The organism is Pseudomonas sp. R3-56 (assembly GCF_051132075.1).
In the GTDB taxonomy this organism is placed as follows: Bacteria; Pseudomonadota; Gammaproteobacteria; order Pseudomonadales; family Pseudomonadaceae; genus Aquipseudomonas.
On sequence record NZ_CP071657.1, the window covers coordinates 5,036,401 to 5,063,285 of the forward strand.

The following is a 26,885-nucleotide window of genomic DNA, read 5'->3' on the forward strand; positions in this document are numbered from 1 at the left end:
GGAATGACCTTTATGAACCCACAGATGATCAAACTTCTGGGCCTGTCCGCCCTGACTGCCGGCATTCTCGCCGCCGCAAGCGGCGCGCGCGCCGATGAAGTCAAAGCACCGACCTTTACCGCCGAACCCTGCTGCAACCTGTGCCCGGCTGCCCATGACGCGAAGAACTACACCACGCGCTACCAGCAGAACTTCACCACGCTGGTGCAGGCCCAGGGCGACTGGCTGTTCCGTACCCAGGAAGACCTGCGTACCGAGTTCAATACCACGCCGGCCGGTTACAAGCGCATGCAACAACTGCACGACGCCTTCAAGAAAAAAGGCGTCGAGCTGGTAATCGTCTACCAGCCGACCCGTGGCCTGGTGAACCGCAACAAGCTCAACCCGCAGGAGAAGGCTTCCTTCGACTACGAAAAGGCCCTGGCCAATTACAAAACCATGCTCGGCCGTTTCGCGCAGATGGGTTACGTGGTGCCGGACCTGTCGCCACTGACCAACGAAAACCTGCCCGAAACCCTGCCGGCCCACGACTTCTACTTCCGCGGCGACCAGCACTGGACCCCGTACGGCGCCCAGCGCACGGCGAAGATCGTGGCCGAGAAGGTCAAGCAGATCCCGGCTTTCGCTGATATTCCCAAGCAGGAATTCGAGACCAAGAAGTCTGGCCGCATGGGCAAGACCGGCACCCTGCACAACATGGCCGGGCAACTCTGCGGCACCAGCTATGCGATCCAGTACATGGACCAGTTCACCACCGAGCCCAAGGGCGAGGCTGGCGACGGCGACCTGTTCGGCGATTCCGGCAATCCGCAGATCACCCTCGTGGGCACCAGCCACAGCGGCAAGAACTACAACTTCGCCGGTTTCCTGCAAGAAGCCATCGGCGCCGACATCCTCAACGTGGCCTTCCCGGGCGGCGGTTTCGAGGGCGCGATGATCCAGTACCTGGGCAGCGAAGAGTTCCAGAAGAACCCGCCGAAGATTCTCATCTGGGAATTCTCGCCGCTGTATCGCCTGGACCAGGAAACCATCTACCGCCAGATGATGGCGTTGCTGGACAACAACGGTTGCGAAGGCAAGCCGGCGCTGATGAGCAGCAAGGCCAAGCTCAAGCCGGGCAAGAACGAATTGATGGTCAACAGCAAGAATATGGACCTGCGTAACGGCAGTCACCAGATCGACATCCGCTTCACCGACACCTCGGTGAAAACCTTGCAAGCCACCCTCTGGTACATGAATGGGCGCCACGAGGACATCAAGATCGAAAAACCGAACACCTCCGAAACCGACGGGCGTTTCGCCTTCCAACTGCGCACCGACGAAGACTGGGCCTCGCAGAACCTCCTGGCTCTAGAGGTCCAGGGTCCTGAAGCCGGTAAAGAGCCACTGCAAGTGGAAGCGAAAGTCTGCAAACGCAATGCATCTCCGCAAGCCGAGCAACAAACGGCTCAAATCGGACAATGAGGTCTCGTCTCATGACCAGAACCATGCGCACCCGAACGTTGAAAACGCTGTTGGCGCCATCGCTGCTGACCCTGGCGATATTCGCCGGGGCCACGCAGGCCGCGGCTCCACTGCGCCCGCCGCAGGGCTACTTCGCACCGATTGAAAAGGTCAAGGAAGGCTCCGGCGGCCAGGGCTGCGAAGCCGTGCCGACGCCTTACACCGGCTCGCTGCAGTTTCGCAGCAAGTACGAGGGCTCCGACAAGGCTCGCGCGACGCTGAACGTGCAGTCGGAAAAAGCCTTCCGCGACAGCACTGCCGACATCACCAAGATCGAGCGCGGCATCAGCAAGCAGGTGATGCAGTTCATGCGCGACGGTCGCCCCGAGCAACTGGAATGCACCCTGAACTGGCTGACCGCCTGGGCCAAGGCCGATGCGTTGATGTCCAAGGACTTCAACCACACCGGCAAGTCCATGCGCAAATGGGCGCTGGGCAGCATGGCTTCGGCCTATGTGCGCCTGAAGTTCTCCGAGTCGCGCCCGCTGGCGAACCACCAGGAACAGGCGCAACTGATCGAGAGCTGGTTCAGCAAGATGGCCGACCAGGTCGTCAGCGACTGGGACAACCTGCCGCTGGACAAGACCAACAACCACTCGTACTGGGCCGCCTGGTCAGTGATGGCGACCGCCGTGGCAACCAACCGTCGTGACCTGTTCGACTGGGCCGTCAAGGAATACAAGGTCGGCGTCAACCAGGTAGACGCCGAAGGCTTCTTGCCCAACGAGCTCAAGCGCAAGCAACGCGCCCTGTCCTATCACAACTATGCCCTGCCGCCGCTGGCGATGATCGCCAGTTTCGCCCAGGTCAACGGCGTGGACCTGCGCCAGGAAAACAATGGCGCCCTCAAGCGACTGGGCGACCGGGTGCTGGCCGGGGTGAAAGACCCGGACATCTTCGAAGAGAAGAACGGCGACGAGCAGGACATGAAGGATCTGAAGATCGATTCGAAATTCGCCTGGCTCGAACCGTTCTGCAGCCTCTACACCTGCTCCGAGGACGTGCTGGAACGCAAGCATGAAATGCAACCGTTCAAGACCTTCCGCCTCGGCGGCGACCTGACCCGCGTGTATGACCCTTCGCGGGAGAAAGGCGAAAAAGGTAGTTAAGACTCAACACATTTCCTGTGGCGAGGGAGCTTGCTCCCGCTGGGGTGCGTAGCGCCCCCAAGCCTGACGATGCGACTGCTTCGCAGCCGAGCGGGAGCAAGCTCCCTCGCCACAGGTAAGCAAATGTTCGAAATGTAATAGCCCCCCGGTTTTCGTGGGGGGGTTTGGGGGGGCTCTGGCCCTTGACTGTTGATTCAACATGGAGAGATCGGGATGGTATTTTCATCCAATGTGTTCCTGTTCCTGTTCCTGCCGATCTTTCTCGGCTTGTACTACCTGAGCGGGCAACGCTATCGCAACCTGCTGCTGCTGATCGCCAGCTACGTGTTCTATGCCTGGTGGCGGGTGGACTTCCTCGCCCTGTTCGCCGGCGTCACCCTGTGGAACTACTGGATCGGCCTGAAAGTCGGCGCCGCCGGCGTGCGCACCAAGCCGGCCCAACGTTGGCTGCTGCTCGGCGTGGGCGTGGACCTGGCCATCCTGGGCTATTTCAAGTACGCCAATTTCGGTGTCGACAGCCTCAACGCGATCATCACCGGCTTCGGGCTGAACCCGTTCATCCTGACCCACGTACTGTTGCCGATCGGTATCTCGTTCTACATCTTCGAGTCCATCAGCTACATCATCGACGTGTATCGCGGTGACACACCGGCCACTCGTAACCTGATCGACTTCGCGGCATTCGTGGCGATCTTCCCGCACCTGATCGCCGGCCCCGTGCTGCGTTTCCGTGACCTGGCCGACCAGTTCAACAACCGCACCCACACGCTGGACAAGTTCTCCGAAGGCTGCACGCGCTTCATGCAGGGCTTCATCAAGAAAGTGTTCATCGCCGACACCCTGGCGGTGGTGGCCGACCATTGCTTCGCCTTGGAGAACCCGACCACGGGCGATGCCTGGCTTGGCGCCCTGGCGTACACCGCGCAGCTGTACTTCGACTTCTCCGGCTACAGCGACATGGCCATCGGCCTGGGCCTGATGATGGGTTTCCGTTTCATGGAAAACTTCAAGCAGCCCTACATCAGCCAGTCGATCACCGAGTTCTGGCGGCGCTGGCACATCAGCCTGTCGACCTGGCTGCGCGACTACCTCTACATCACCCTGGGCGGTAACCGCAAAGGCACGCTGATGACCTATCGCAACCTGTTCCTGACCATGCTGCTCGGTGGTCTGTGGCACGGTGCGAACATCACCTACGTGATCTGGGGTGCCTGGCACGGCATGTGGCTGGCCATCGAAAAAGCGGTGGGTATCGACACCAACCCACGCAGCATCAACCCGATCCGCTGGGCATTGACCTTCCTGCTGGTGGTGATGGGCTGGGTGATCTTCCGTGCCGAAAACCTCCACGTCGCCGGTCGCATGTACAGCGCGATGTTCAGCTTCGGTGACTGGTCGCTGTCGGAACTGACCCGCGCCAACCTCACCGGCCTGCAGATCGCTACGTTGGCAGTGGCCTACATCACCCTCGCCTTCTTCGGCCTGCGCGACTTCTACACCAATCGTCCGCCGGTCAAGGCCAAGCCTGAAGAAAGCACCGAAGCCAATGGGCCTGCCACCGCGCAACCGGGACTGATCAAAGCCGTACCGGGCGACAACCCGTCGACCATCCATGAACCAGGCTACACCGTCGGCGTCGAAGCCCAGGTGCAACCGGCCTACTGGACCGTGGACTGGTCGCGCTACGTGATGCGCACCCTGGTATTGGTGTTGTTCATCGCCTCGATTCTCAAACTGTCGGCGCAAAGCTTCTCGCCGTTCCTTTACTTCCAGTTCTGAGGGATCCGGACATGACCCGCTCATTACGCATCTTCTACGTCGCACTGTTCATGCTGATACTGACAGCGCTGGGTATCTGGTCGATGCGCAGCTTCCTCGGCTTCAGCACCAACCCCGATGCGACCGTGCTCAACGGTCGCTGGGCCAAGGCCGTGGAAACGCATTACGACGAAGAATTCCCGATCAAACGCCTGGGCACCAACATCTGGGCGGCGCTGGACTACAAGCTGTTCAACGAGGGCCGCAAAGGCGTGGTCCTGGGCCGCGATCAGTGGCTGTTCAGCGATGAGGAATTCAACCCGATCGTCAACGAAGACCAGAACCTGCAAGGCAACTACGCGCTGATCGAAGGCGTGCGCCAGAAGCTCAAGGAGCAAGGCATTACCCTGGTCATGGCCATCGTGCCGGCCAAGGCGCGGCTGTATCCGGAGCACCTGGGTGAAGTGAAGCCTTCGAGTATTCACGCCAACCTGTACCAGGATTTCCACGCCCGTGTCGCGGCGGACAAGATCCTTGCCCCTGACTTGCTCGCCCCGCTGCAACAGGCCAAGCAAAGCGGTCAGCAAGTGTTCCTGCGCACCGACACCCACTGGACTCCGGAAGGCGCGCAAATCGCTGCGGAACATCTGGCCAAAGCGATTGCCGAACGCACACCACTGAATGGTGAGCCACAGCGTTTCGTCACAGAGCCTGCGGAAAAAATCATCCACAAGGGCGACCTGCGTCAGTTCCTGCCGCTGGACCCGCTGTTCGAAAACCTGATGCCAGCCCAGGAACCGCTGGTCAAGCGCAACACCCGCGAAGCCGACGACCAGCCGGCCAGCGAAGACGCACTGTTCGCCGATGCCCAGGTGCCCGTGGCCCTGATCGGTACCAGCTACAGCGCCAACCCGAACTGGAACTTCGTCGGTGCACTCAAGCAAGCCCTGCACAGCGACGTCGTCAACTACGCCGAAGATGGCCATGGCCCGATTCTGCCGATGCTCAGCTACCTCAAGAGCGACGCCTTCAAGAACAGCCCGCCACAAGTGCTGATCTGGGAGTTTCCTGAACGTTATCTGCCCGTGAACAACGAGATCGGCGACGCCGATCCGCAATGGGTCGCCGAGCTCAAACAAGCCGGCGCCCGCCAACAGAACGTAGCTGCAAACACACAATCCGAGACGCCCGACCGGGCGCAAAACTGAAAGAGAGGTCCACCATGACTTTCAACACTACTCCTCGCCGTCTCGCTGCTCGCTCCTTCAAGGCCGTTGCCCTGGTCGCCAGCATGAGTGCCCTGTCCTTCTCAGCCTTTGCCGGTGACTCGGCCCTGTATGGCCCGGTCGCGCCAAAAGGCTCGAGCTTCGTGCGGATCTACAACGCCAGCAACGCCGAAGTCAGCGCCACCGTCGGCAGCACCAATATCAGCGACGTGGCCCCACTGGCCAGCAGCGACTTCAGCTTCATGCCTGGCGGCGACTACAGCGCGAAGGTGGGCAGCCAGACCGTACCGGTTAAACTGGCCTCCGATCACTATTACACCCTGGTCAACAACGCCAGCGGCCAGCCACAACTGATCGAAGAGCCACCGTTCAAGAACAAGCAGAAATCCCTGGTCCGCATGCAGAACCTCAGCGACAAGCCGCTGACCCTCAAGACCGCTGATGGCAAGACCGAAGTGGTTCCGAACGTAGCGGCCAAGGGCCGTGGCGAACGTGAAATCAACCCGGTGAAAGTGAGCCTGGCACTGTACGAAGGCGACAAGAAAGTCGGCGACGTCAAGCCTGTTGCCCTGGAGCGTGGCGAAGCGGCCGTGCTGTACGTAACCGGCTCCGGCAGCAGCCTGTCGCCAGTCTGGGTGAAACGCCCGGTGTCGACCCGCTGATGAGTTTTCCTGACTGACGCCCTGCCTGTGGGGGCCAACCTGCTCCCACTTTGAACCGAGGCGTCATTCAGGCACGGAACAACAACAAGAGAGTGAAACGACAGAACGCAGTAGCTCTGAAACCATTTCGATTTTGTAGGAGTAACACACATGATTCCGGTGATCTTGTCAGGTGGTAGCGGCTCACGTCTTTGGCCGCTTTCGCGCAAGCAATTCCCTAAACAGTTCCTGGCCTTGACCGGCGAACATACCCTGTTCCAGCAGACCCTCGAGCGCCTGGTGTTCGAAGGCATGGACACGCCGATCGTGGTCTGCAACAAGGACCACCGCTTCATCGTCAACGAGCAGCTGTCGGCCCGCAACCTGGAAGCCCAGCGCATCCTGATGGAACCGTTCGGTCGCAACACGGCACCTGCCGTGGCCCTGACTGCGATGATGCTGGTCAATGAAGGCCGCGACGAACTGATGCTGGTGCTGCCGGCCGACCACGTCGTCGAGGACCAGAAGGCCCTGCAACGCGCCCTGGCGCTGGCCACCGTGGCCGCCGAGCGTGGCGAAATGGTGCTGTTCGGCGTACCGGCGACCAAGCCGGAAACCGGTTATGGCTACATCAAGTCGACCAACGATGCCCTGCTGCCTGAAGGCGTCAGCCGCGTTTCGCACTTCGTCGAAAAACCCGACGTCAAGCGCGCCACTGAGTTCGTCGATGCCGGCGGTTACTTCTGGAACAGCGGCATGTTCCTGTTCCGCGCCAGCCGCTTCCTCGAAGAGCTGAAAAAGCACGATCCGGACATCTACGACACCTGCCTGCTGACTCTGGAGCGCAGCGAGCAGACCGCCGACACCATCACTTTTGACGAAGCCACTTTCGCCTGCTGCCCGGACAACTCCATCGACTACGCCGTGATGGAAAAAACCCAACGCGCCTGCGTAGTGCCGCTATCGGCCGGCTGGAGCGATGTCGGCTGCTGGTCGTCGCTGTGGGAAGTCAATCCGAAGGACGCCAACGGCAACGTCACCAAGGGCGACGTCGTGGTGCAGGACAGCCGCAACTGCATGATCCACGGCAACGGCAAGCTGGTGTCGGTGATCGGCCTGGACAACATCGTCGTGGTCGAAACCAAGGACGCCATGATGATCGCCCACAAGGACAAGGTCCAAGGCGTGAAGCAGATGGTCAACACCCTCAATGCCCAGGGCCGCACCGAAACCCAGAACCACTGCGAAGTCTATCGTCCATGGGGTTCCTACGACTCGGTGGACATGGGCGGTCGTTTCCAGGTCAAGCACATCTCGGTCAAACCGGGCGCGTGCCTGTCGCTGCAGATGCACCACCACCGCGCCGAACACTGGATCGTGGTCAGCGGCACCGCCGAAGTGACCTGCGACGAGAATGTGTTCCTGCTCTGCGAAAACCAGTCGACCTACATCCCGATCGCGTCGGTCCACCGCCTGCGCAACCCGGGCAAGATCCCGCTGGAAATCATCGAAGTGCAGTCCGGTAGCTACCTGGGCGAAGACGACATCGAGCGTTTTGAAGACATCTACGGTCGTTCCACCCCGATCGAGCGCGGCGTGTCGGTGAAGACCATCGCCCAGTAACAACTAGTAGCAACAACCAGTAGCAACGATCAGTAGTAACGATCGGCAACAAAAGATCAGTCGTACAAGAAGCCCCCGTCCAGCCCACTGCGTCCCCTATCCGCAGCGGGTTGGGCGGGGGCTTTTTCCTGGGCGCTCGGTGACCCATCCAGGGAGCAATACCCATGGCCCGTCCCCTTCGGTAGGATGTGCCGACGGTCACGGAGGCTTCAACCATGTTTATCGGCGTCTTGCTGGTCATCACCTGGCTCATCCTGCTGTTGCGCTATCCGGCCAAGGCATTGCCGGTGTCCCTGGCGGCGTTTGTCGGGTTGGGGCTGGTGGCGGCATGGGTACTCTGGGAAGAGAACCGGGAAACCCGGCAACTGGCACGTCTGGACCTGCGCGTCACGTTCGCTCCTGACCAGTGCCCCGCCGATCGCCCACTGCTGCTGAAAATGCGTAACGGCAACGACGTGCCCCTGACCGAACTGCGCTGGCGAATCGCAGCCTATGCCCCCGGCGATACCATCAACCTGGCGGAAAACCAGTACAGCTCACCGCGCTACCGCGGCCCTGGCGAATTGCAACCCGGCGCCGACTGGCAGGACTGCCTGCCGATACCGCCACTGCGCCCCGGCTACCGCCCGCAAACCCTGGAGTTTCGTGCCGAGCGACTGCAAGGTAGTTTCTCCAACTGACCCTCCCATTTTTTGCACAAGGAAAGCGCTATGCCCGTTGCGTTGATCACCGGATGTTCCAGCGGCATCGGCCGCGCCCTCGCCGAGGCTTTCAAGGCCGCCGGTTACCAGGTCTGGGCCAGCGCGCGCAAGGATGACGATGTGGCGCAGTTGCGCGCGGCCGGGTTCACCGCGGTACAACTGGACGTCAATGACGCTCAGGCGCTGGAACAGCTCGGCGAGCGAATCAACCAGGAACATGGCGGCCTCGATGTGCTGATCAACAACGCCGGTTATGGCGCCATGGGCCCGTTGCTGGATGGCGGCGTGCCGGCCATGCAGCGTCAGTTCGAAACCAACGTGTTCGCCATCGTCGGCGTGACCCGCGCGCTCTTTCCCGTGCTGCGCCGGGCGAAGGGGATGGTGGTGAATATCGGCAGTGTTTCCGGTGTGCTGGTCACGCCATTTGCCGGGGCGTACTGCGCCTCCAAGGCTGCCGTGCATGCCTTGAGTGATGCGCTGCGCATGGAACTGGCGCCATTCGGGATCCGCGTGATGGAGGTCCAGCCCGGTGCCATTGCCTCCAGCTTCGCGAAAAATGCCGGCCATGAAGCCGAGCAGTTGATCAGCGAACAATCGCCATGGTGGCCCCTGCGTGACGGTATCCGCGCCCGCGCCAAGGCCTCCCAGGACAACCCCACCCCCACCAGCGAATTCGCCGCCGCGCTGCTCAAAGCCGTGCAACAACCCAAACCACCGCGCTTGTTGCGTCTGGGCAATGGCAGCCGGGCGTTGCCGTTGATGGCCGGTCTGTTGCCCAAGGGGTTGCTGGAGAAAGGCTTGATGAAGCGGTTCGGGTTGGGTCGGTCGTTGTAACTATCAAGGCTTGCAAGCTTTGCTGTTGTGGCGAGGGAGCTTGCTCCCGCTCGGCTGCGCAGCAGTCGCAATCCGGCTGATGCGGTTTACCTGACGCACCGCAGTGGCTGGTTTGGGGCGGCTTCGCCGCCCAGCGGGAGCAAGCTCCCTCGCCACGGGTGAACGAAAATCCAAGAGCAACCGGTAAAAAAGTGGGAGCGAGCCTGCTCGCGAATACGGTCTCACATTCAACATTGATGTTGGCTGAACCACCGCTATCGCGAGCAAGCTCGCTCCCACAGGGGCTCAGCGCTTGTCGTGGGGTTCTACCACCACCGTGCACGTCATCCCCGCCGCCAGCAGCACGCCATCCGGTACTTCATCCAGATGTATACGCACCGGCACCCGCTGGGCCAGGCGCACCCAGTTGAAGGTCGGGTTCACGTCGGCAATCAGTTCACGGCTCTCGGGGTTGTCGCGGTCGTAGATGCCCCGGGAGATACTTTCCACGTGTCCCTTGAGCAGTTCGCCACTCATCAACTGCAACTGCGCGGCATCGCCGACCCGCACCTTGGGCAACTTGGTTTCCTCGAAGAAGCCATAGACCCAGAACGAATTCATGTCCACCACGGCCATCTTCGCCTCGCCGATGCGCGCATAGTCGCCACGGTGCACATTGAGGTTGGTGACGTAGCCGTCCACCGCCGCACGGACCTCGGTGCGAGCCAGGTTCAGCTCGGCCGCCTCCAGCTGCGCCTGGGCGTGCTGGTAATCAGCCAGGGCCGAGTCGGCGATATTGCTGGCGTCGTCACGGTTTTCCCGGGAAATCACCAGGCTGTCCAGGTCGGCGCGCCGATGAGCGTTGACCTTGCGCATCTCCCAAGTGGCCTTGCGGGACGCCACCAGGGAACGCGCCTGCTTGAGCGCAATGCGGTAATGCTCGGGGTCGATGCGCATCAGCAAGTCGCCCTTCTTGACCAACTGGTTATCACGCACCGGCACCTCGATCACTTCGCCGCTGACGTCGGCGGCGACATTGATGATGTCGGCCCGGACCCGGCCATCGCGGGTCCATGGGGTGTTCATGTAATGCACCCACAATGTCCGGCCGATCCACAGCGCAAGCGCCAGCACCAACAGCGTCGCCAGCAGGCTGAAAAATTTCTTCATCGCATCGATCTCAACGGTAGACCGTCAGCGCCAGCGCGCCGAACAGGCAAGTGAACAGGCTCAGGCGCAGCAGCGCCGGATGCCAGAAAAAACGGTACAGATCCAGCCCCGAGAGGAAACGATCCAACGCCCAGGCGAGGCCGACGGCGATGAAAAACATCAGGGTCATGGTCGGCATGTATACGCCGTGGAAGGCGATCTCACGGAGCATGTTCAGGTTCCTGGGGCAGCAACGCGGCATAAGCCGCCAAGGGTGATTGCGGGTCCAGCAGGGAGGTGCGGATGAAGTGCAGGTAGCTCTTTACCCGGCGCAGGGCGGAGGTGTCGAAATGCGGGGCGAAAGGTTCGTCGGTGGCCTGGACCCGGCTGATGGCCTGGTCCACCGCGACCAGGGCGCGCTCCAGATTGTTCTGGCCGGGCTGGCGGAACAGCCGCACCAGTGCCCGCCCCATCACCCGGATCGCCTGGCGCCATGGCTGGCTTTCGGCATAGGCCGGATGCACCGGCAGCGTCGCCTGTTCCTTGCGCAACTCGATGATCGCGTGGCCGACTTCCAGCACCACGAACATCCAGCGCAGCAAGTCCCGTTGCACCCGGGGCTGTCCCGCCGCCAGCCCGTAGGCCTGGTGCAGCAGATCGCGGGTACGGCTCTCGAATCCCGACGCGAGGCCCTTGAGCTTGCCACTGATGGCGAACACCACTTGTTCGCGCAAGTCCTGTTCCAGCCGGCGCCACATCCAGCGGCTGTTGGGCGGCAGGATGATCGCCCCGGCAGCCGCACACACCAGCATGCCGAGGATCATCGCGAGGTAGTCGTTGATGAAGGCGTAGGGGTTGTAGACCGTCAGGTTGTCCGGCACCGAGCCGGTGCTGAAAAAAATCAGCAGGCCCAGCCCGACCCCGGCGTATTGCGCACGTGAGCTGAGGAACGCGCCCAGCATGATCACGGGCGCCAACATCACGCAGAGCAAGGGGAAGCCGTCGATCAACGGGAAGATGAAGAACATCTCGACGAACCCGATCAACGCCCCGAACAACGTGCCGCAGGCCATCTGGAACGCCATGCGCTTGGGGTTCGGCGTGGCGGCCGACAAGCCCACGGTGGCGGCGGCGATCATCGTCATGGTCGCTCCGCTCGGCCAGGCCGTGGCGACCCAATAGCTGCCCAGCACCACCAGGATGAAGGCGGCACGAAAACCGGCAGCCGCGGCGGCCAGGCCATTGGTCTGCGACACGAAGGGTTCGTCCCAGCGCTCACGTTCGTGGCGGTGATCGGCCAGCGACGCGTGGGTCTGGGCGTAGCCATGCAGGTCTTCGACGAAGCGATACAGCAATTCGTATGCAGTATGGAAATCCAGCTGCTGCGCCTCACTGGGATCCGTCTCTTGAAATTGTCCCCGCAGCTGGCGCACCCGGGCTGGCAAGTCGGCCTTGTAGGCCGCCAGCGCCGCTGCCAGGCGCGGCGCATCGGCGTCGGTCAACGCCCGCGCGCTGAAGCCGTCGAGCAATTCGGCGAGGGTTTGCAAGCCGGGTTTGATCGCGTCCACCACCGCATCCGCCGCGCCATTGCGCAAGCGTTCAAGCAACTGATGCAAGGCGTTGAAGCGCGTGGTAACGCCCATGAATTCGCTGTTCAGGCGACTGAGTCGGCCGTTGCGCCGGCGCATGTGCGGGTCTTCGAACACGGTCACGCTGCGCAGGCTTTCCAGGCCCACCGCCTCGGCGATGAAAGCGACGTTGCGTGCCTCGAATGCCTCGGGCTGGCTGCGTCCGCGCAAGCCATCGGTGACGAACAGGGCGAACACGCCGAAGCGCTGGTAGAGCGCGTTGCGCATGGCCGCGCTCGCGGTTTGCGGCAGGATTGCAGCGCTCACCGCGGTGGCGCAGAGAATCCCCAGGGCAATCTCCAGCACCCGCCATACCGCCGCCATGAAAGCCCCTTCCGGATGGGCCAGGGCCGGCAGGCCGATCATCGCCGCGGTGTACCCGGCCAGCACAAAACCGTAGGCGCGAAAGTTGCGATAACGCGCTGCTCCGGCCGAACAGATGCCGACCCATATCGCCAGGCAGCCGAGAAACAACTCGGTGTTCTGGGCGAACAGGGCGATCAGCGCCACCATCACCGTCGAGCCGGCCAAGGTGCCGAGCAGGCGATAAAAACTCTTGGCGAAGACCTGGCCACTCTGGGGCTGCATGACGATGAACACGGTGATCATCGCCGTACGCGGTTGCGGCAACTCCAGGCGCATCGCCAGCCACAGCGTCAGGAACGCGGCGAGCAATACCTTGAAGATGTAGACCCAGGTCACCCCATCGCTGCGGGCCCAGTCGAAAAAGCCACGGCGCCATTCGAGGCGATGAAGCCGATGTAAATACGTCACGGAAGGCCTGCTCAGCATCGTGGCGAGGGAGCTTGCTCCCGCTTGGGTGCGCAGCATCCACCTGAAGGGACGGCGCGGCACCCATCTGAAGAACCTGGGGCTGCTTCGCAGCCCAGCGGGAGCAAGCTCCCTCGCCACAAGGCAGCGCCTGCCACAGGCATGTCGCTGCCGGCCTCCAGCCCGCCGCCCAATGCGGTGACCAAATCGGCATGGGCGCTCAGCCGCGCTGCCTCTACCTGCTGTAGCACCTGTTGTTGCTTGAACAGCAGGCTCTGGGCGTTGAGTACGTTCAGGTAGTCGGTGAGCCCCCGCTGGAACGCCACCATCGATATATCGTAGGTGCGCTGGGCGGCGGCCACCGATTCGGCGGCGAAGGCCTGTTGCTTGTCCATCGACTCACGGCGAATCAACCGGTCGGAAATGCTCTTGAGGGCATTCACCAGCGTCTGGTTGTAGTGCGCCACGGCGATGTCATAACCCGCCGCAGCCTCGCCCAACTCGCCACGCAGACGTCCGCCATCGAAGATCGGCAGCGAGATGGCCGGGCCGACGTTGTAGGTGAGCTTCTTGCCGGTCAGGAACTCCAGCGCCCCACCGCCAGTGGCCATGTAGCCCAGGCTGCCCACCAGGTCGACGTTGGGGTAAAAACCAGCGCGCGCCACCTCGACTCCACGGGCCTGGGCCGCCACCTGCCAGCGCGCGGCAACCACATCCGGGCGCTGGCCGAGCAGTTCGGCGGGCAATGCCGATGGCAGTTTCAACGGAGCCCCCAGCGCCAGGCTCGGCCGTTGCAGGCGCGCGCCGTCGCCCGGGCCCTTGCCGGCCAGCGCCGCCAATTGATTGCGGCTCAGGACAATGGCTTCGTCGAGGGCATCGAGCTGACGATGGGTTTCCGGCAATGGCGCCTGGGCCTGGCTGACTTCGAAATGGGTGCCGATGCCACCGTCCAGGCGCTTCTGCGCCAGTTCGAGGATCTGCTCTTGCTGCTGGAGGGTCGCGGCGATGATGTCGTGCTGGGCGTAATGCAGCGAAAACTGGATGTAGGCGCGCACGATATTGTCTTGCAATTCCAGCTGCGCTTGCCGCGCCTCGGCGACGCTGACATGGGCCAGGTCGACGGCCCGCTCGCTGGCGCTGCGCTCGCGGCCCCACAGGTCCAACGCATAGCTCAGGCCCAGGGCGGCGTTGTTGTCCCAAGTGGTGGTGTTGGCCAGTTCGCCGGGGCCATAAAACTGATCGGTGGGCCAGTTGTGGCGCTTGAGGGCCGACTCGCCATTAATCTGCAGCGACTCGGCGGCCTCGGCGACACCCGCCATGGCCTTAGCCTGGCGCACCCGGGCGACGGCCATGGCCAGGCTCGGGCTGTCCCGCACGGCCAGGTCAATCCAGCCGTCCAGTTGCGGGTCACCATAGGCTTTCCACCACTGGCGGGTCGGCCAGTGAGCATCGCGGGCAGCCTCGCGTATCACCGCATCGGTCGCCAACCGGTTGGCCGACAAGAGCTCGCCTTGCGGCGCGATCCCTCCCGTCCCGATACAACCGCTGAGGGTCAGCGTCAAAACCCAAACACTGAGAGTCTTCAGCTCTCTGCTGATGCAACGCGGCACGGGCGCAATATTCCTGAGGTGGAGAGGCAAGAAGAGATGATGAGAATTTCGCCCTTGGAACACACCTGTGGGAGCTAGCCTGCTCGCGAAAGCGGCCGGGCAGACACACCGAGGACAACTGGGGTGCTTGTTTCGCGAGCGGGCTCGCTCCCACAGGATCCAGGACTGGCGGCAATTCTAGGCATCGCCCCCAACGGCGATAAGCCGACCTTTCTGCGAATCTTTGTTACCGTTATTGTGATAATCCATTAGTCGGGGTCCCGCATCTCTGTAACTTCATGTCACAATTTGGCACCTCCCAAGAGAGCCCTTCATGGACACTTTGCAAAACATGCGTGCGTTCAGCTGTGTTGCCGAAGCCGGCAGCTTCACCGCCGCCGCCGCGCAACTCGACACCACCACGGCCAACGTCTCGCGTGCGGTTTCCAACCTGGAAGCGCATCTGCAAACCCGTCTGCTCAACCGCACCACTCGCCGCATCGCCCTGACCGAAGCCGGCAAACGCTACCTGCTGCGGTGTGAGCAGATCCTGGCGTATGTCGAAGAGGCGGAAGCCGAGGCCAGCGATGCCCATGCGCGCCCGGCCGGACAGTTGAAAGTCCATACCATGACCGGCATCGGCCAGCATTTCGTCATCGACGCCATCGCCCGTTATCGCAAGACGCACCCGGACGTGACCTTCGACCTGACCCTGGCCAACCGGGTGCCGGACATCCTCGAGGAGGGCTACGACGTCTCGATCGTACTCGCCAGCGAGTTGCCGGACTCCGGCTTCGTGTCCCAGCGCCTGGGAATCACTTACAGCATCGTCTGCGCGTCGCCCGCCTACGTGAAGGCCAGCGGCTGCCCGCAGAAACCCAGCGACCTGCTGAACCACGCCTGCCTGCGCCTGGTCAGCCCGGTCATTCCGCTGGAGAAATGGGTGTTCGACGGCCCGGAGGGCCAGGAGATGGTCACCATCAACAGCTCACCGTTCCTGGTGAATTCCGCCGATGCGATGAAGACCGCGATCACCAGCGGCATGGGCGTGGGCGTGCTGCCGGTGTACGCCGCCATCGAAGGCTTGCGCAACGGCACGCTGGTGCGGGTCATGCCCAACTACCGCTCGCAGGAACTGAACCTTTACGCCATCTACCCTTCGCGCCAGTACCTGGATGCGAAGATCAAGACGTGGGTCGAATACCTGCGAGGCTCGTTGCCGGAAATCCTCGCGGCGCACCAGGCCGAACTGACGGCCTATGAATTGAGTGGAAGCCTGACGGGAGCACGGGTCGCGAACTGAATCCGCGACCGCGCGCCGAGGGGAAAGATCAGCGTTTGCCCATCGAACGGCGCGTGCCGGGAGGCGCGGCGCCGGGGGTCTTGGTATGGCCATTCTTCGCGCCGTTCTTGTACCACGGTTGTTGGCCGGCACCTTTGGCCGCCGCCAGGTCGCCTGGTTTGAATGGAAACTTGAAGGCCGGGATCGGCGCCTTGCTGTCGTCGGCGTTGGCAACATCGCTGTCGGTCTGGCCGGACGGTTCACCGTTCGGGTGCTCGTCCACAGGCGATGGTGTTGGGGAAGTCATGTAAGGCTCCGGGCGGGTATGCCGGGCTCGGTAAGTGAGCCGCGAAACGCAGCAGTATACCTGCGCAAAATCGCGGTGCACGGGGTAGATTCAATGGCTAAGTTCCGTCTGACGGGAAACCAAGATAAAACTGACAGCCCTGACAGCTAGCCGTCACCTTCCTGACGGGCTCACAACGCTATATAAGAAAGCCAGGAATTCCTCCGTCCCGAACCGGCGTTTCACGTTCATGCCTATCCAGAAAAAAACCGTCCTGCTCGTCGCGTTACTGATCGCCCTGGCCGCCCTCGCCCTCTGGTTCATCATGAAGCCCGTCGTCAGCAAACCCAGTGCTTCCACCGCCGTGCCAGTGAAGGTGATAAGCGTTGTCGAGCAGGATGTGCCGCGCTTCGCCAGTGGCATCGGCACGGTACTGTCGCTGCACAGCGTGGTGATCCGTCCGCAGATCGACGGCATCCTCACCAGGCTGCTGGTCAAGGAAGGGCAACTGGTCAAGAAGGGGGACCTGCTGGCGACCATCGATGATCGTTCGATCCGCGCCAGCCTCGACCAGGCCCGCGCCCAGCTCAGCGAGAGCCAGGCGCAACTGGCCGTGGCCCAGGTCAACCTCAAGCGCTACAAGCTGCTGAGCGTCGATGACGGCGTATCGAAGCAGACCTACGACCAGCAACAGGCGCTGGTCAACCAGCTCAAGGCCACTGCCCAGGGCAACCAGGCGGCCATCGATTCGGCGCAGGTGCAGCTGTCCTACACGCAGATCCGCTCACCGGTGAGCGGTCGCGTCGGCATTCGCAATGTGGATGAAGGCAACTTCCTGCGCACCAGCGACACCGAAGGCCTGTTCACGGTGACCCAGATCGACCCGATCGCCGTGGAGTTTTCCTTGCCCCAGCAAATGCTGCCGACCCTGCAGCGATTGATCGCCGCCCCGGACCAGGCCTTGGTCAAGGCCTACATCGGGGCTGACGGCGTGACCGGGGAATTGCTCGGCGAGGGACGGCTCAGCCTCATCGACAACCAGATCAACACCAACACCGGAACCCTGCGGGCCAAGGCCGAATTTAATAACGCCGCGCAACGGCTGTGGCCGGGGCAACTGGTGACGCTGAAAATCCAGACCGCTATCGACAAGGGTGCCCTGGTAGTGCCGCCCACCGTGGTCCAACGCGGGCTGGAGCAACATTTCGTCTATCGGGTCAAAGGTGACAAGGTCGAAAGCGTGCCGGTGCAAATGGTTTACCAGGACAGCGACAGGCACATCATCAAAGGCGTGAACGCCGGCGATCAGTTGGTGAGTGACGGCCAGTCACGCCTCAAGCCCGGCGCCAGTGTCCAGGTGCTCAGCGATCCGCCTGCCCTCGCCAAGACCGGGCAGGCGCAGCCATGAAGGGCCGCGGCTCGATATCGGCGTGGTGCATCGACCACCCCATCGCCACGGTGCTGCTGACGTTCGCCCTGGTGTTGCTAGGGTTGATCGCCTTTCCCCGCCTGCCCGTCGCGCCTTTGCCCGAGGCGGAATTCCCGACCATCCAGGTCAACGCCCAACTGCCCGGCGCCAGTCCCGAAACCATGGCATCGTCCGTGGCGACCCCACTGGAGGTGCAATTCAGCGCCATCCCCGGCATTACCCAGATGACCTCAAGCAGTGCGTTGGGCTCGACCAACCTGACCCTGCAATTCAGTCTCGACAAGAGCATCGACACCGCCGCCCAGGAAGTGCAGGCGGCGATCAACACCGCCGCCGGCAAGCTGCCCAATGACATGCCGAACCTGCCGACCTGGCGCAAGGTCAACCCGGCCGACAGCCCGGTGCTGATTCTCAGCATCAGCTCCGACCTGATGCCAGGCACCGAACTGAGTGATTACGTCGAGACGCTGCTCGCCCGGCAGATCAGCCAGATCGACGGTGTTGGACAGATCTATATCACCGGCCAGCAGCGGCCGGCGATCCGGGTCCAGGCCTCGGCCGACCGGCTTGCCGCCATCGGCCTGACCCTCGCCGATATTCGCCAGTCCTTGCAGCAGGCCAGCCTCAACCTGGCCAAGGGCGCGCTGTATGGCGAGTCGAGTATTTCCACCTTGTCCACCAACGACCAGCTGTTCAAGCCGGAGGAATACGGCGAGCTGATCGTTTCCTACCGGGACGGCGCACCGGTCCATCTCAAGGACATCGCCGAAGTCGTCAACGGTTCGGAAAACGCCTACGTGCAGGCCTGGTCCGATGATCAGCCCGGCGTCAACCTGGTGATCTTCCGCCAGCCGGGGGCGAACATCGTCGAGACGGTCGACCGCATCCAGGCGGCGCTGCCAACCCTGGAAGCCATGCTGCCGGCCGCCATACAGGTCAAGGTGATGATCGATCGCACCCAGACCATTCGCGCTTCGCTGCATGAAGTGGAAATCACCCTGCTGATCGCGGTGCTGCTGGTGGTGGCGGTGATGGCGCTGTTCCTGCGCCAGCTCTCGGCGACATTGATCGTCTCGGCAGTACTCGGGGTGTCGCTGACCGCCAGTTTCGCCCTGATGTATGTGATGGGTTTCAGCCTCAACAACCTGACCCTGGTGGCGATCGTCATCTCGGTGGGATTCGTGGTGGACGACGCGATCGTGGTGGTGGAGAACATCCACCGGCACCTGGAAGCCGGCGATGGCATGCGCGAGGCGGCGATCAAGGGCGCCGGGGAAATCGGCTTCACGGTGGTGTCCATCAGCTTCTCGCTGGTGGCGGCGTTCATTCCGCTGCTGTTCATGGGCGGCGTGGTCGGGCGGCTGTTCAAGGAATTTGCCCTGACCGCCACTTCGACCATCCTGATTTCCGTCGTGGTGTCCCTGACCCTGGCGCCGACCCTGGCTGCCTTGTTCATGCGCGCCCCGAAACATCACGCCCATGCCAGGCCGGGTTTCGGCGAGCGCCTGCTCGGCTGGTACGAACGCGGCCTGCGCCGGGCCCTGGCCCACCAGAAACTGATGATCGGCGTGTTCGGCCTGACCCTCGCCCTCGCGGTGGTGGGCTACGTGTTCATCCCCAAGGGCTTCTTCCCGGTCCAGGACACCGGCCTGGTGCTGGGCACCAGCGAAGCGGCGGCCGACATCTCGTTCCCGGACATGGTGGCCAAGCACAAGGCCCTGGCCGAGATCGTCGCCGCCGACCCGGCAGTGCAGACCTTCTCGCACTCCGTCGGCGTCTCGGGCAACAACCAGACCATCGCCAACGGCCGCTTCTGGATCGCCCTCAAGCCTCGGGGCGAGCGCGATGTATCGGCCAGCGGCTTCATCGACCGGATCCGCCCCAAGTTGCTGAAGATTCCCGGCGTTGTGCTGTACCTGCGGGCCGGACAGGACATCAACCTCAGCTCCGGCCCGAGCCGCGCCCAGTATCAATACGTGCTCAAGAGCAACGACGGGCCGACCCTCAACGCCTGGACGCAGAAACTCACCGACAAGCTGCGCAGCATTCCGGCATTCCGCGACATTTCCAACGACTTGCAACTGGGCGGCAGCATCACCCACATCAACATCGACCGCAGCGCGGCGGCGCGTTTCGGCCTCACCGCCAGCGATGTCGACCAGGCGCTCTACGACGCTTTCGGCCAGCGGCAGATCAATGAATTCCAGACCGAGACCAACCAGTACAACGTCATCCTGGAACTCGACACCCAGCAACGCGGCAAGGCCGAAAGCCTGGCGTATTTCTATCTGCGCTCGCCGCTGAGCGGGGAAATGGTCCCGCTCTCGGCCCTCGCCCGCTTCGACGCACCGACCAACGGCCCGCTGTCGATTGCCCACGACGGCATGTTCCCGGCCGCCAACCTGTCGTTCAACCTCGCGCCGGGCGTGGCGCTGGGGGATGCGGTGCGCCTGCTCGACCAGGCCAAGAACGAGATCGGCATGCCCGCCGCCATCACCGGCAGCTTCCAGGGCGCGGCCCAGGCGTTCCAGAGCTCGCTGAAAAGCCAGCCGTGGCTGATCCTCGCCGCGTTGGTGGCGGTGTACATCATCCTCGGCGTGCTCTACGAGAGTTTCGTCCATCCGTTGACGATCATTTCCACGTTGCCCTCGGCCGGCCTCGGCGCGTTGATCATGCTCTGGCTGTTGGGCCAGGACTTCTCGATCATGGCGCTGATCGGCCTGGTGCTGCTGATCGGCATCGTCAAGAAGAACGGCATCCTGATGATCGACTTCGCCCTCGATGCCCAGCGCAACGGCGGGATGACGCCGCAGGAGGCGATTTTCCAGGCCTGCCTGACGAGGTTCCGTCCGATCATGATGACGACCCTGGCCGCCCTGCTCGGCGCCCTGCCACTGATGCTCGGCTACGGCCCCGGCGCGGAGTTGCGCCAACCCTTGGGCATCGCGGTGGTCGGTGGCCTGCTGGTGAGCCAGGCACTGACGCTGTTCACCACGCCGGTCATATACTTGTGGCTGGAGCGATTGTTCCATCGGCCCGCGCCTCGACCCGGTTCTGCGCCGACGGCGGCGCTGGCAAATGCAGACTGAGGCCGGGCCATGCGCGTTCTGATCATCGAAGACGAAGAAAAAACCGCCGACTACCTGCACCGCGGCCTGACCGAACAGGGTTACATCGTGGATGTGGCAGGGGACGGCGTTGAAGGGCTGCACCTGGCCCTGGAAAGCGATTATGCGGTGATCGTGCTCGACGTCATGCTGCCGGGCCTCGACGGCTTTGGCGTGCTGCGGTCCCTGCGCGCCCGCAAGCAGACGCCGGTCATCATGCTCACCGCCCGCGAACGGGTCGAAGATCGCATCAAGGGCCTGCGCGATGGCGCCGACGATTATCTGGGCAAGCCGTTTTCGTTCCTGGAGCTGGTGGCCCGCCTGCAAGCCTTGACCCGCCGCAGCAGCGGCCATGAACCGGTGCAGGTGAGCATCGCCGACCTGTGGATCGACCTAATCAGCCGCAAGGCCAGTCGCGCCGGGCAGCGCCTGGACCTGACCGCCAAGGAATTTTCACTGCTCAGCGTCCTGGCTCGCCGCCAAGGCGAAATTCTTTCGAAAACCGCGATTGCCGAAATGGTCTGGGACATCAATTTCGACAGCGACGCCAACGTCGTCGAAGTGGCGATCAAACGCCTGCGGGCCAAGCTCGACGGGCCTTTCGAGCACAAGCTTCTGCACACCATTCGAGGGATGGGTTATGTGTTGGAGAATCGTGGTGAGTAACAGCATCGCCCTGCGCCTGAGCGGCATGTTCACGCTGGTGGCGGCGCTGGTGTTCCTGCTGATTGGCGGCGGCTTGTACCAGCAGGTCGAAAAAGGTCTCGGCCTGTTGCCAGAGGCGGAGCTCGATGCCCGCTACAGCGTGCTGGAGTCCACCGTCGGCCGCTATGGCACGCCGGAGCACTGGGTCAAGATCAACAACAAGCTGCGCTTGCTCGGCGAGGAGGATAAACGCATCCACTTCTGGATCGTCAGCGATGACCCGCGCTTTGAATACGGTAACCCCGATGCACAGATCCGTGCCTTCGCCGCAGGTCCATTGGGCAAACGTGACCTGAAGCTGGCGACGCAGCATTACCCGATGAAAGTGCTGGTGAGCCAGTTCCCGGCCAAGGACCAGCGACCGCCGCTACGGTTCATGATCGGTATCGACACCGAGACCTTCTACCAGACTCAGCATCGTTTGCTAGTCGCGCTGGTGAGCCTGGCGATCGTCGGCGTGCTGCTGGCCTCGTTGCTGGGCTACTGGGTGGCGCGCATCGGTCTCAAGCCACTCATCAAGTTATCGGACGAAGCCCGGCGCCTGGCCCCGCCCCGGCTCACCGGGCGCTTGCAATTATCACCGCTGCCACCGGAACTCAACCAGTTCGTCAGTTCCTTCAACGCAACCCTGGACCGCGTCGAGCAGGCGTATTCGAGGCTGGAGTCATTCAATGCCGACGTGGCCCATGAACTGCGCTCGCCGCTGACCAACCTGATCGGCCAGACCCAGGTGGCGTTGACCCGCGGGCGCTCGGCAGAGCATTACTTCGAAGTGCTGCAATCGAACCTCGAAGAGCTGGAGCGACTGCGCTCGATCATCAACGACATGTTGTTCCTGGCCAGCGCCGACCAGGGCAGCAAGGCCACCAAGCTGACCACGACGTCCCTGGCCGATGAGGTGGCGACCACCCTCGATTATCTGGACTTCATCCTCGAAGACGCCCAGGTCCAGGTTCGCGTCAGCGGCGATGCCCAGGCCAGTATCGAGATCGCCCACCTGCGCCGGGCCTTGATCAATCTGCTGAGCAACGCCGTCCAGCACACCGCGCCCGGCCAAGTGATCGACGTGAACATCGAAGCCACCGGCGACCAGGTCATCCTGGGCGTCACCAATCCCGGCGAGCCTATCGCTGGCGAACACCTGCCGCGCCTGTTCGAGCGCTTCTACCGGGTCGACGTCTCCCGCAGCAACAGTGGCGCCAACCACGGCCTGGGCCTGGCCATCGTCAAGGCGATTGCACTCATGCACGGCGGCGATGTATTCGTGCGCAGCGACCGTGGTGCCAATACCTTCGGGATCCGCTTGCCGGCCTGAGGAGCAAGCCCGCCCAAGGACAACACTGGGGGAGCGAGCCTGCTCGCGAAGGCGGCAGTCCATCCAACCTCGATGTCCATGCAATAAGCCACGATGTGGATTGCTCAATTCCAGTGTCACAAGCACAATCTTGCAAAAGGCCAGCATTGTCTGATGCCAGTCATCCGCTATTAAAGATGAGCAGCCTATGGGAAGGATCCCAGCCACATGACAATACAGATCGGAATCATGAACACGAGCAGTGCAACACCCGGCAACATCCCGCTTTCGATACGTTCGGAACGGGTACTCGTTTTGGCCAGCTCGCTGGTTGTCATCGCCATCGTAGCTATCGTGACGTTCCTGCTGATCCGTGAACACGCCAGCGCGCAGCAGGCAGCGACGCGCGCGGCGAGCAACATTGTGCAGTTGATCGACGCCGACGTACTGCGCAATGTCGAACTCTACGATCTTTCGCTGCAAGGCCTGATTGCCGCAGCGAAACGCCAGGATCTCCAGGACGTTTCGCCAACGATCCGCCACCTCGCGCTGTTCGACCGCGCCACCGCAGCCCCTTACAAAGGCGACATATTGCTGCTCGACAAGCGCGGCGACGTGGTCGCCGATTCCGCTTCGGTCGAACCGCGCAAGGGCAATTACGCCGATCGGGAATATTTCCAGTCCCATCTGCAGGATCCGGGCCCGGGCATGAAGATCAGCCGTCCGTTCCGGGCCCGGAGCAGTCCGCATGACTGGCGCATCAGCTTCAGCTACCGCTTGAACGACGACCGGGGCGAGTTCATGGGCGTGGCCGAGGCTGCAATGCGCCTGGGCTACTTCAGCCAGCTCTTCAAGAGCTTGAACATCGGCCATGGCGGCACGGTCAACCTGGTCAGCCGCGACGGGATCCTGTTGGCTCAGGAGCCGCCTTTGGCCGAAGACATGATCGGCAAGGATTTCAGCAGCCGACCGAACTTCGTGCGGATCCTGCGCGAAGGCGATGGCAGTTTTACCAGCGTGTCCAGCGTAGATCAGAAGCAGCGGCTGTACACCTTTTCCCAGGTAGGTAATCTGCCGCTGATCGTCGTGGTCGCGCTTTCTTCCCAAGAAGTTTTCGCGTCATGGCAACGCACGGCGCTGCTGGTCAGTGGCGCCACGGGCGCGCTGTGCTTCAGCTTGCTCTGGCTCACCTGGCTGCTGCGTCGGGAATTGAGACGCCGGCACACCGCTGAACGGGAACTGGCCCTGCTGGCATCCGTCGACCCGCTGACAGGCCTGGCCAACCGCCGGACGCTGGACCAGACGCTGCAACTGGAGTGGCTGCGCGCCCAGCGCTCCGGTCAACCGTTGTCGATCCTGATGATCGATGCCGACCACTTCAAGGCGCTCAATGATCGCCTGGGCCACCAACGCGGTGACGAGGCGTTACGAACCCTGGCGCAACTGATCGGCGGGTACGTGCGCCGACCGGCCGACCTGGCGGCGCGTTATGGCGGTGAAGAGTTCTCGGTGGTGCTGCCGGAGACGACGACCGCAGGAGCGTTCACCATGGCGCAAAACATTCGCGAAGCCGTTGAGCAACTGCCCGGCGACGCCCCCATGACCGTCAGCATCGGCATCGCTACGTGGGCGAACGGGCCTTACAACGAACTTGAGGCGTTGCTGCTCGCCGCCGACAAGGCGCTCTACCAGGCCAAGGCCAGCGGGCGTAATCGAGTTGTTTGTGCGATGTAAGCCTTGCTCCTGCTTTTGTGGCGAGGGAGCTTGCTCCCGCTGGGCCGCGAAGCGGCCCCAGAGATAGCGACTCGCTCGCCTGATCCACCGCAGACCAGGTTGAGGACTGCTTCGCAGTCCAGCGGGAGCAAGCTCCCTCGCCACAAAAGCCTTTCGCAGCCGACATAAAACCCAGCCATAAAAAAAGGCCACCCGAAGGCAGCCCTTAAAAAACTAGAGAGGTTTTTTGCTTACACGGCCGCTACAGGGCGCATGTAAGAGATTGGTGCGGTGCTGGCGTCTTCGAACGTCACGACTTCCCAAGCGTCTTTCTGCTCAATCAACTTGCGCAGCAGCTGGTTGTTCAGTGCGTGGCCGGACTTGAAGCCCTTGAACTCACCAATCAGGCTGTTGCCCAGCAGGTAGAGGTCGCCGATTGCATCGAGGATCTTGTGTTTGACGAATTCGTCTTCATAACGAAGGCCGTCTTCGTTCAACACGCCATCGGAATCGACCACGATCGCGTTTTCCACACTGCCACCGAGTGCGAGGTTGTGCTTGCGCAGGTACTCGATATCACTCATGAAACCAAAGGTACGGGCGCGGCTGACTTCTTTGACGAACGAAGTGCTGGAAAAATCCACGCTTGCACTCTGGGTGCGGTCACGGAAAACCGGGTGATCGAAATCGATCTCGAAGCTCACCTTGAAACCTTCGAAAGGGACAAAAGTGGCGCGCTTGTCGCCGTCTTCCACTGTCACTTCCCGCAGGATGCGGATGAACTTCTTGGCCGCGTCCTGCTCTTCCAGGCCAGCCGATTGAATCAGGAATACGAAAGGTCCGGCGCTGCCATCCATGATCGGGACTTCGGACGCGGAGAGCTCGACGTAGGCGTTATCGATGCCCAGGCCAGCCATGGCCGAGAGCAAATGCTCCACCGTGTCCACTTTGGTGTCACCGTTGACCAGCGTGGTCGACATAGTGGTTTCACCAACGTTTTCCGCGCGAGCAGGAATCTGCACCACAGGGTCGAGGTCGGCACGACAAAACACAATGCCGGTGTCGACAGGCGCGGGCTTGAGGGTCAGATAGACCTTCTCGCCGGAGTGCAGGCCGACACCTGTGGCACGGATAATATTCTTCAGGGTGCGTTGTTTAATCATGGCATGGGCCGCTTCAGCGCAAATTGCGAACTGGTATCAACAAAGGCTGGCGATGATAGCAGACCAGACCTTTGCTGAACACCAATCACCCGTATACCCCTGATACATTCCATCAATCGGCCTGACGACGCAGGAATGCCGGGATGTCCAGGTAATCCAGATCGTCTTGCGGATTCATCTTCGCGGCAGTCGCAGCACCGGCCTGGGCCTGGTTGCGCATGACGGTCGGACGGTCCAGGTCACGGTAGTTCACCGCGGGAGCTTCCTGACGAGCGGCAGCTTGCTGCTGGGGCTGCGAAGCCATGGCGGTCTGCACGGTGTTGTCGATCACCTTCATCGGTTTCTCGATTTTCGCGCCCAGGCCAGTGGCAACCACGGTCACATGCAGTTCGTCACGCATGTCCGGATCGATCACGGTGCCGACCTTGACCATTGCGTGGTCGGAAGCGAACGCCTCGATGATGCTACCCACGTCGGAGTACTCGCCCAGGGACAAGTCCGGACCGGCGGTGATGTTCACCAGGATGCCGCGGGCGCCCTGCAGGTTCACATCTTCGAGCAGCGGGTTGCGGATGGCCGCTTCGGTGGCTTCGCGTGCACGGTTCGGACCGCTGGCGCAGCCGGTGCCCATCATCGCCATGCCCATTTCGGACATCACGGTGCGTACGTCGGCAAAGTCGACGTTGATCATGCCCGGACGCTTGATGATGTCGGAGATACCGCGAACGGCACCGGCCAGTACGTCATCGGCCTTGGCGAAAGCCGACAGCAGGCTGGCGTCCTTACCGAGGATGGTCAGCAGCTTCTCGTTGGGGATGGTGATCAACGAGTCGACGCTTTCGCTCAGCGCGCGGATGCCTTCATCGGCGATCTGCATGCGCTTGCGGCCTTCGAACGGGAACGGACGGGTCACCACCGCAACGGTGAGGATGCCCATTTCCTTGGCGACTTCGGCAATGATCGGCGCTGCACCGGTACCGGTACCGCCGCCCATGCCAGTGGTGATGAACACCATGTTGGTGCCAGCCAGGACTTCAGCGATGCGCTCGCGATCTTCCAGGGCAGCCTGACGGCCAACCTCGGGATTCGCGCCGGCACCCAGGCCCTTGGTCACGCCGGTACCGAGTTGGAGGATGGTCCGCGCGCCGATGTTTTTCAGCGCCTGAGCATCGGTGTTGGCGCAGATGAACTCAACGCCTTCGATGTTGCTCTTGACCATGTGGTTGACAGCGTTGCCGCCGCCACCGCCGACACCGATTACCTTGATAACCGGGCTGGCGGGGATGTTGTCTACGAGTTCGAACATTTTCCCTCTCCTTTCATTCTCTAGTTTTTTCGCCTACTGCGTTTGTTGCCGTCTTGCAACGCCGGGCCTGAAACCCGACGCCTGAATCT

Annotated in this window: 21 protein-coding genes; 14 read left to right on the forward strand and 7 right to left on the reverse strand. The window is 62.3% G+C overall.

Annotated elements, in window-relative coordinates:
• Window positions 1-12 precede the first annotated feature (12 nt).
• From J3P96_RS22920 to J3P96_RS22955, 8 genes are all read left to right on the forward strand, one after another.
• Window positions 13-1,464 carry an alginate O-acetyltransferase gene (locus J3P96_RS22920; protein ID WP_434631471.1) on the forward strand — a complete coding sequence of 484 codons (1,452 nt, stop codon included), beginning with the start codon at window positions 13-15 and terminating at the stop codon, window positions 1,462-1,464.
• 23 nt (window positions 1,465-1,487) lie between these two features.
• Window positions 1,488-2,612: a mannuronate-specific alginate lyase gene (locus tag J3P96_RS22925; protein ID WP_434658301.1), complete on the forward strand. Its 1,125-nt coding sequence runs from the start codon at window positions 1,488-1,490 to the stop codon at window positions 2,610-2,612.
• Window positions 2,613-2,825: 213 nt separating this feature from the next.
• Window positions 2,826-4,391: an MBOAT family O-acyltransferase gene (locus J3P96_RS22930; protein WP_434625921.1), complete on the forward strand. Its 1,566-nt coding sequence runs from the start codon at window positions 2,826-2,828 to the stop codon at window positions 4,389-4,391.
• 11 nt (window positions 4,392-4,402) lie between these two features.
• Window positions 4,403-5,578, forward strand: a complete 1,176-nt coding sequence (locus tag J3P96_RS22935) for an alginate O-acetyltransferase (protein ID WP_305496611.1) — start codon at window positions 4,403-4,405, stop codon at window positions 5,576-5,578.
• 14 nt (window positions 5,579-5,592) lie between these two features.
• Window positions 5,593-6,258, forward strand: a complete 666-nt coding sequence (locus J3P96_RS22940) for an alginate O-acetyltransferase AlgF (RefSeq protein WP_434625923.1) — start codon at window positions 5,593-5,595, stop codon at window positions 6,256-6,258.
• A 150-nt stretch (window positions 6,259-6,408) separates the two neighbouring features.
• Window positions 6,409-7,860, forward strand: a complete 1,452-nt coding sequence (locus J3P96_RS22945; RefSeq protein ID WP_434569722.1) for a mannose-1-phosphate guanylyltransferase/mannose-6-phosphate isomerase — start codon at window positions 6,409-6,411, stop codon at window positions 7,858-7,860.
• Window positions 7,861-8,075: 215 nt separating this feature from the next.
• A complete protein-coding gene (locus tag J3P96_RS22950; RefSeq protein ID WP_434653603.1) occupies window positions 8,076-8,540 on the forward strand; it encodes a multidrug transporter in 465 nt (154 codons plus the stop codon).
• Between the two features lie 30 nt (window positions 8,541-8,570).
• On the forward strand, window positions 8,571-9,395 hold the full coding sequence (locus J3P96_RS22955; protein ID WP_434653604.1) for an SDR family oxidoreductase: 825 nt from the start codon (window positions 8,571-8,573) through the stop codon (window positions 9,393-9,395).
• Window positions 9,396-9,680: 285 nt separating this feature from the next.
• Here J3P96_RS22955 and J3P96_RS22960 read toward each other — a convergent pair whose 3' ends face one another.
• Genes J3P96_RS22960 through J3P96_RS22975 form a run of 4 tightly spaced genes read right to left on the reverse strand, consistent with a single transcriptional unit; the run spans window position 9,681 to window position 14,532 of the window.
• On the reverse strand, window positions 9,681-10,544 hold the full coding sequence (locus tag J3P96_RS22960; RefSeq protein WP_434602878.1) for an efflux RND transporter periplasmic adaptor subunit: 864 nt from the start codon (window positions 10,542-10,544) through the stop codon (window positions 9,681-9,683).
• Between the two features lie 10 nt (window positions 10,545-10,554).
• Window positions 10,555-10,755, reverse strand: coding sequence for a DUF1656 domain-containing protein (locus J3P96_RS22965; protein WP_434653605.1), 201 nt, complete (start codon window positions 10,753-10,755; stop codon window positions 10,555-10,557).
• Complete coding sequence (locus J3P96_RS22970; RefSeq protein WP_434653606.1) at window positions 10,745-12,925, reverse strand: FUSC family protein; 2,181 nt, start codon at window positions 12,923-12,925, stop codon at window positions 10,745-10,747. Before J3P96_RS22970 ends, J3P96_RS22965 begins: the two co-directional genes overlap by 11 nt.
• An 11-nt stretch (window positions 12,926-12,936) precedes the next feature.
• On the reverse strand, window positions 12,937-14,532 hold the full coding sequence (locus J3P96_RS22975; protein ID WP_434653607.1) for an efflux transporter outer membrane subunit: 1,596 nt from the start codon (window positions 14,530-14,532) through the stop codon (window positions 12,937-12,939).
• A 313-nt stretch (window positions 14,533-14,845) separates the two neighbouring features.
• Between J3P96_RS22975 and J3P96_RS22980 the strand changes: the two genes are divergently transcribed.
• The gene (locus J3P96_RS22980; RefSeq protein WP_434653608.1) at window positions 14,846-15,814 is read left to right on the forward strand and encodes a LysR family transcriptional regulator; all 969 of its coding nucleotides are present in this window, start codon (window positions 14,846-14,848) and stop codon (window positions 15,812-15,814) included.
• Window positions 15,815-15,842: 28 nt separating this feature from the next.
• On the opposite strand, the gene J3P96_RS22985 is transcribed toward J3P96_RS22980, so the two are convergent.
• The gene (locus J3P96_RS22985) at window positions 15,843-16,100 is read right to left on the reverse strand and encodes a hypothetical protein (RefSeq protein ID WP_434653609.1); all 258 of its coding nucleotides are present in this window, start codon (window positions 16,098-16,100) and stop codon (window positions 15,843-15,845) included.
• A gap of 229 nt (window positions 16,101-16,329) precedes the next feature.
• Here J3P96_RS22985 and J3P96_RS22990 point away from each other — a divergent pair, with 229 nt between their 5' ends.
• The 5 genes from J3P96_RS22990 (at window position 16,330) to J3P96_RS23010 (ending at window position 24,348) form a co-directional block, all read left to right on the forward strand.
• Window positions 16,330-17,487, forward strand: coding sequence for an efflux RND transporter periplasmic adaptor subunit (locus J3P96_RS22990; RefSeq protein ID WP_434653610.1), 1,158 nt, complete (start codon window positions 16,330-16,332; stop codon window positions 17,485-17,487).
• Window positions 17,484-20,597, forward strand: coding sequence for a multidrug efflux RND transporter permease subunit (locus J3P96_RS22995; protein WP_434653611.1), 3,114 nt, complete (start codon window positions 17,484-17,486; stop codon window positions 20,595-20,597). Before J3P96_RS22990 ends, J3P96_RS22995 begins: the two co-directional genes overlap by 4 nt.
• 9 nt (window positions 20,598-20,606) lie before the next feature.
• Window positions 20,607-21,281 (forward strand): heavy metal response regulator transcription factor, encoded by a 675-nt coding sequence (locus tag J3P96_RS23000; protein ID WP_434653612.1) that lies wholly within the window; start codon window positions 20,607-20,609, stop codon window positions 21,279-21,281.
• On the forward strand, window positions 21,271-22,635 hold the full coding sequence (locus J3P96_RS23005) for a heavy metal sensor histidine kinase (RefSeq protein ID WP_434658303.1): 1,365 nt from the start codon (window positions 21,271-21,273) through the stop codon (window positions 22,633-22,635). Before J3P96_RS23000 ends, J3P96_RS23005 begins: the two co-directional genes overlap by 11 nt.
• Before the next feature lie 228 nt (window positions 22,636-22,863).
• Window positions 22,864-24,348: a sensor domain-containing diguanylate cyclase gene (locus J3P96_RS23010; RefSeq protein WP_434658306.1), complete on the forward strand. Its 1,485-nt coding sequence runs from the start codon at window positions 22,864-22,866 to the stop codon at window positions 24,346-24,348.
• Window positions 24,349-24,578: 230 nt separating this feature from the next.
• On the opposite strand, the gene lpxC is transcribed toward J3P96_RS23010, so the two are convergent.
• Both lpxC and ftsZ read right to left on the reverse strand, forming a co-directional pair.
• Entirely contained in the window at window positions 24,579-25,490 is a 912-nt protein-coding gene (gene lpxC / locus J3P96_RS23015) for a UDP-3-O-acyl-N-acetylglucosamine deacetylase (protein ID WP_030139673.1), read from the reverse strand.
• A 112-nt stretch (window positions 25,491-25,602) separates the two neighbouring features.
• On the reverse strand, window positions 25,603-26,796 hold the full coding sequence (gene ftsZ, locus J3P96_RS23020; RefSeq protein WP_305496634.1) for a cell division protein FtsZ: 1,194 nt from the start codon (window positions 26,794-26,796) through the stop codon (window positions 25,603-25,605).
• Window positions 26,797-26,885: the final 89 nt, after the last annotated feature.